Origin of the sequence: Herbaspirillum sp. CF444, from assembly GCF_000282135.1 — a bacterium.
Classification (GTDB): Bacteria; Pseudomonadota; Gammaproteobacteria; order Burkholderiales; family Burkholderiaceae_D; genus Herbaspirillum.
In genome coordinates this window covers 1-4448 of the sequence record NZ_AKJW01000107.1, presented here as the reverse complement: position 1 = coordinate 4448, position 4448 = coordinate 1, and the positions used below count along the sequence as shown (strand labels likewise).

General features: G+C 58.1%; 3 protein-coding genes. 1 reads left to right on the top strand and 2 read right to left on the bottom strand.

Translation table 11 applies throughout. From position 1 onward, the window contains the following. Positions 1 to 106 precede the first annotated feature (106 nt). Positions 107 to 1591 (bottom strand): 4-hydroxy-3-polyprenylbenzoate decarboxylase, encoded by a 1485-nt coding sequence (ubiD, locus tag PMI16_RS22220; protein ID WP_007883837.1) that lies wholly within the window; start codon positions 1589 to 1591, stop codon positions 107 to 109. A gap of 462 nt (positions 1592 to 2053) precedes the next feature. Between ubiD and PMI16_RS22215 the strand changes: the two genes are divergently transcribed. After that, a complete protein-coding gene (locus PMI16_RS22215) occupies positions 2054 to 3025 on the top strand; it encodes a transglycosylase SLT domain-containing protein (protein WP_007883836.1) in 972 nt (323 codons plus the stop codon). A 124-nt stretch (positions 3026 to 3149) separates the two neighbouring features. Here the strand turns inward: PMI16_RS22215 and PMI16_RS22210 are convergent, their stop codons facing one another. After that, positions 3150 to 4319, bottom strand: coding sequence for a pyridoxal phosphate-dependent aminotransferase (locus PMI16_RS22210; RefSeq protein ID WP_007883834.1), 1170 nt, complete (start codon positions 4317 to 4319; stop codon positions 3150 to 3152). Positions 4320 to 4448 lie beyond the last annotated feature (129 nt).

Sequence of the window (4448 nt, the reverse complement as noted above, 5' to 3'; positions counted from 1 at the left end):
GCGTTACGAATCGGGGTCAAGACGCCCAGTCTTGACCTCGATTCGCGCCTTGCACTTCATCCCAAACAGGAAAAGCTCGCACTCACGCCTATTTATGAAATGAGTTCTATATGCCCAACTCTTGCCAGATGCTGTCGACGCGCTTCTTGACCGCGTCCGTCATGGTGATCGTGGTGCCCCACTCGCGGCTAGTTTCACCCGGCCATTTGTTGGTGGCGTCGATGCCCATCTTGCTGCCGAGACCGCTGACGGGCGAAGCGAAGTCGAGGTAATCGATAGGCGTGTTGTCGACCATGACGGTGTCGCGCACCGGATCGACGCGCGTGGTGATGGCCCAGATCACTTCTTTCCAGTCGCGAATGTCGACGTCTTCGTCGACCACCACGATGAACTTGGTATACATGAACTGGCGCAGGAAACTCCACACGCCGAACATCACGCGCTTGGCGTGGCCGGCATAGGACTTCTTCATCTGCACCACCGCCATGCGGTAGCTGCAGCCTTCCGGCGGCAGGTAGAAATCGGTGATTTCGCTGAACTGCTTTTGCAGCAGCGGGATGAACACTTCATTGAGCGCGACGCCCAAAACAGCCGGTTCATCGGGCGGTTTTCCGGTGTACGTGGAGTGATAGATAGGATCGCGGCGCATGGTGATGCGGTCGATGGTAAAGACCGGGAACCAGTCCTGCTCATTGTAGTAACCGGTGTGATCGCCATACGGACCTTCCAGCGCATGCTCGTAGCCGGATGGATGCGACTCATCAGGATAAATATGCCCCTCCAGCACGATCTCGGCCGAAGCCGGCACGCGCAACTCGCTGCCGATGGCCTTGACCAGCTCGGTGCGGCTGCCGCGCAACAGGCCGGCGAACTGGTATTCGGACAGGCTGTCCGGCACCGGCGTGACGGCTCCTAATATAGTAGCGGGATCGGCGCCGAGCGCGACGGCGATCGGATAAGGCTTGCCGGGGTTGGCGATGCAGTGCTCGCGGAAGTCGAGTGCGCCGCCGCGATGCGCCAGCCAGCGCATGATGACCTTGTTGCGGCCGATGACTTGCTGGCGATAGATGCCGAGATTCTGGCGCTTCTTGTTAGGGCCTTTGGTGATGACCAGACCCCATGTAATAAGAGGGGCGACATCGCCGGGCCAGCAGTGCTGGATCGGCAGGCGGTCGAGGTCGACGTCGTTGCCTTCCCAGACGATGTCCTGGCACGGTGCCGAGCGCTGCTCCTTGGGCGCCATGTCCCACAGCGACTTGACCAGCGTGCCGAGTCCCATGACGTCCTTGAAACCCTTGGGCGGCTCGGGTTCCTTCAACTTCGCCAGCAGATGGCCGATGCGCCTCAGTTCGCTGACATCTTGCGCGCCCATGCCCAGCGCCACGCGGCGCGGGGTGCCGAAAAGATTGGCCAGCACCGGGATATTTTTACCTTCGACCTTGTCGAAAATCAGCGCCGGCCCGGAGGCGCGCAAAGTGCGATCGCAAATCTCCGTCATTTCCAGGTAGGGAGAGACCGGTACGGAAATACGTTTTAATTCTCCGGAAAGTTGCAGTTGCGAAATAAAATCGCGTAAATCTGTGTATTTCATTTTTTTTCGCTGGTTTTCTTGAGTACAGCCCTTAGATGAGATAGACCGGGCAAACGGTTGATTCTATTGATTTTTGGCGGGATACCCTCTCAAAAATAAGACTTAAAAGTTATATTAAATCGTTTTAATAGTATTGACTTGATATAAAGTGGCTTCTACAATTCGCGCACCTTGATCAAAGGAGCCGGGTTAGGAACCCGAATCAGCTCGCAAGGTTTCACGGGAACGGGGTCCCACTGACATTTTTAAGGAGTGTTGTCAAAAGGCGTCAGCCTTCTCCCCCGAACTTGGTTGTATTGCACTGCACCGGAGCCGATGGCCCTGCAGTAACCGCAAACAACCCGTAGCTTGCCGTAACGCTTTGCGACGGCAGTGTTTTGATTGTGATGCATGTAGTCAGTAATCCGGTTTTCACTCTTGGCCGGCTTTGCCCTATGTAAGTTGCAACATTCAGGAGGTTCAATGTTAAACCAACCCATCGAGGCGCAGTTAAGCTCCGCCTCCGATATGGTTGACCATTCTGCACAATGGGCGAAGTCCATTCCAAGCAGGATCGGTCGCTTTTTTACTGCGGCGCACTATACGCTGACTTTGGTCGGTATCGCTGCTTTGTTCGTGCTGGGCATGATGTTTTTCAATCCCGATTTCGCCGACAAGCTCATGGCTTTGTCGCCCTTCTCGGACAACCAGCCGGAAGAAGTCGTCCCGGAAGCGCCATCGCTGGCGAATCTGATGGACGTGCCTGCGCCGGCGCTGACTGCCGCAGGCCCGGTGGCTGCCGCCGCCGTACCGATGACCGAAGAGGAACGCAAGATCATCGGCACGCCGCGCCAGCAAAAACTGGTGACCACCTGGCTGTCGAAGCGTTACCGCGTGGCGGGCGACGCCACCGACATGCTGGTGTCGGCGGCTTACCTGACGGCGCGTGAAATCAAACTCGATCCGCTGCTGATCCTCGCGGTGATGGCGATCGAGTCGCGCTTCAATCCGTTCGCGGAAAGCCCGATGGGTGCGCAAGGCCTGATGCAGGTCATGTCCAAGGTCCATCACGACAAGTTCCAGGAGCTGGGCGGCGTCAAGGCGGCGCTCAATCCGGTCGCCAACATCAAGGTCGGTTCGCTGATCCTGAAGGAATACGTGACGCGTGGCGGTTCGGTCGAAGCCGGCCTGAAGAGCTACGTCGGCGCGGCCGACATGGAGAACGACGGCGGCTATGGCCTGAAGGTCTTGTCCGAATATCAGAACCTGAAGGAAGTCGCGGTCGGCAAGAACGTCTCGATCTTCACGACGGCGCTGATCAAGCCCCCGGTGCAAGCCGTGCGCCCTGCCCTGCCGGCAGTGACGCCAGCCAAGCCGACCGCTGTCGGCGACATGGCAGCAGCAGCGCCGAAGAAGCCGGGCACGAACTTGACGGAAGAAATCGCAGCACTGTAATTTCTTCACGCATGACGTGAGCCGGCTGAACAGGCGGGCATAAAAAAAGGAGCCTCAGGGCTCCTTTTTTATTTGTAGCGAATTATTTTCTTCATCTCGTCCCTCGACTCCCCTGCTCGCAGGCTTATCGCTCGGCCAGATATTTTTCCAGACGGCGCACGGCTTCCCGCAGATTTTCCATCGACGTCGCGTACGACAAACGTATATAGCGATGCGCCGTGGCCGGGCCGAAATCCAATCCCGGCACCAGCACCACGCCCGCCTTGTTGAGCATGTCGATGGTGAACTGATCGGCATCGTCGCTCAGCGCGCTGCAGTCGGCATAGACATAGAACGCGCCGTCCGGCATCACCGGCACCTTGAAACCGAGGCGCTCAAGTTGCGGCACGATGTAATCGCGACGGCGCTTGAATTCCGCCTTGCGCTCTTCATACAGCGCGATCGATTCCGGCGCGAAGCAGGCGATGCCGGCATGCTGTGCAATCGACGAGGCGCAGATGAACAGATTCTGTGCGAGCTTTTCGATCTGCGGCACCAGACTCTCCGGCAGCACCAACCAGCCGAGACGCCAGCCGGTCATGTTGAAGTATTTGGAAAAGCTGTTGATGACGATGACGTCTTCGCCGAGCGACAAGGCCGAGAACGGCGCACCGTCGTACGACAGGCCCTGATAAATTTCATCGACGATGGTGAAGCCTTTTTTCTCGCGCACGACGTCGACGATCTTTTTCAATTCTTCCGGCAGGATCGAGGTGCCGGTCGGATTCGACGGCGACGCCAGCAACACGCCTTTGGTTGCCGCAGACCAATGTTCCCGGACCATGCCTGCCGACAACTGGAAGCGATGTTCCGGTCCGCTTTCGATCAGTTTGGCCTGGCCTTCAAAGGCGGCGACGAAATGGCGATTGCACGGATAAGACGGGTCCGGCATCAACACTTCCGCATCTTTTTCCACCAGCGCGGCGCAGGCCAGCAATAAGGCCGCTGAGGCGCCCGCTGTGACCACGATTCGCCCCGGTACGATGTCCAACCCATACACGCGCCGATAATGCGCTGAAATCGCTTCTCGCAAAGCCGGCAAACCTGTTGCCGAAGTGTATTGCATCTTGCCGTCCGTCATCGCTTGTGTCGCGGCGGCAACAACGGCAGGCGCGGCGGTGAAGTCCGGCTCGCCGATGCCCATGTGGATGATGTGCCGGCCTTGTTGCTCCAGGGCAGCGGCCATCTTGGCCAGCTCCATCACATGAAAGGGCGCGATGTTGTCCAGACGTGAGGCGAGATCGTGAAAGCTCATGGGAATCTGTAGAAAAGCGGAAGTCGCCGCGCCGCGATCATGCCGGCGGCGACGGCGTGAAAATCAGAGTCAAAACCCGCCGGTGAAAATCGGCAAAGCGAAGCGGCAAAGATGATCAGCGGCGGCCGG

Excerpts from the sequence above, each read along its gene's own strand:
- PMI16_RS22210 (WP_007883834.1), bottom strand. The coding sequence starts at position 4,319 with ATGAGCTTTCACGATCTCGCCTCACGTCTGGACAACATCGCGCCCTTT.
- ubiD (WP_007883837.1), bottom strand. The coding sequence starts at position 1,591 with ATGAAATACACAGATTTACGCGATTTTATTTCGCAACTGCAACTTTCC.
- PMI16_RS22215 (WP_007883836.1), top strand. The coding sequence starts at position 2,054 with ATGTTAAACCAACCCATCGAGGCGCAGTTAAGCTCCGCCTCCGATATG.